This is a genomic window from Streptococcus suis (genome assembly GCF_002960425.1).
GTDB lineage: Bacteria > Bacillota > Bacilli > Lactobacillales > Streptococcaceae > Streptococcus > Streptococcus suis_S.
The window spans coordinates 1-1,083 of record NZ_POIZ01000062.1; the positions used below are offsets into that span (position 1 = coordinate 1).

Sequence of the window (1,083 nt, forward strand, 5' to 3'; positions counted from 1 at the left end):
TGACCCCAGGAACTGACCAAGACGGCAATTCAGGTCAAACGATTACTATCGTTAAGCCAGATGGCAGTCGTGAAACTACCTTTATCCGTGATGGTAAAGACGGTAGAGACGGTAGAGACGGTGTAGATGGTAAAGACGGTGTAGATGGTCAAGATTGTGGTTGTGATCCAAATCTCCCAACCCCACCAGTAGTCCCAACTCCACCGGCAGTTCCAACTTCACCAGCAGTTCCAACTCCACCGGTAGTTCCAATTCCACCGGTAGTTCCAACTCCACCAGTAGTTCCAACTCCACCGGTAGTTCCAACTGCGCCGGTAGTTCCAACTCCACCGGTAGTTCCAACTGCGCCAGTAGTTCCAACTCCACCGGTAGTTCCAACTGTGCCAGTAGTTCCAACTCCACCGGTAGTTCCAACTGCGCCAGTAGTTCCAACTGTGCCAGTAGTTCCAACTGCGCCAGTAGTTCCAACTGTGCCAGTAGTTCCAACTCCATCGGTAGTTCCAACCCCACTGAGTACTCCAAGTGTTCCAGTTCAATCAGGACCACTTAAAGTAGAGGTGGCTCCAGGAACAAAAGTAGCAGTATTGCCAAATACAGGTGAAACAGACTCAACATTCATATTGATTATGAGTGGGGGCGCTATTGTTGCTAGCTTATCTTTGGCTGGAACTTTAATAAGAAGAAATGACTAGTGCATTGAAACTATTTGTATTAAAGATGCCCATTGTCAACCGAGTGGACTGTTGAAAAGCTAGAGTTAGAGAGGCTGGGCAAAAACTAGCCAATAACTAAAAAATACACAGACAGATTGAGCTGCTTCTGATGAAATCCAGCCGTACTGTCTGTGTTTTTCTTTTTATCTCTATTATCTTGGACTAATTTCTTAGCCAATTTCGTGAGATTCATACTCATTAGGAGGAATCCTATCTCAGTTTCAACCACTTTTTGACCTCTGACATGGACTCTGCGCACGCCAAAAACACCCTTCATCCTACCAAATACAGGTTCGACATCCACCTTGCGTTTGGCATAAATGCGGGCTCCCTCTTTACTTGTCAATTCCTCTTTGACTAAGTTCTTGAA

Annotated in this window: 2 protein-coding genes and 1 pseudogene; 1 reads left to right on the forward strand and 2 read right to left on the reverse strand. The window is 45.9% G+C overall.

Annotation, left to right across the window (positions count from 1 at the left end; translation table 11 throughout):
• Nucleotides 1-81 precede the first annotated feature (81 nt).
• Nucleotides 82-546, reverse strand: coding sequence for a hypothetical protein (locus C1G57_RS11405; protein ID WP_161941138.1), 465 nt, complete (start codon nt 544-546; stop codon nt 82-84).
• 11 nt (nt 547-557) lie between these two features.
• On the opposite strand from C1G57_RS11405, the gene C1G57_RS11685 reads away from it, so the two are divergent.
• Complete coding sequence (locus C1G57_RS11685; protein WP_161941139.1) at nt 558-692, forward strand: LPXTG cell wall anchor domain-containing protein; 135 nt, start codon at nt 558-560, stop codon at nt 690-692.
• Nucleotides 693-875: 183 nt separating this feature from the next.
• Here the strand turns inward: C1G57_RS11685 and C1G57_RS08725 are convergent.
• A pseudogene (locus C1G57_RS08725) lies at nt 876-1,083 on the reverse strand (transposase); the annotation flags it as partial.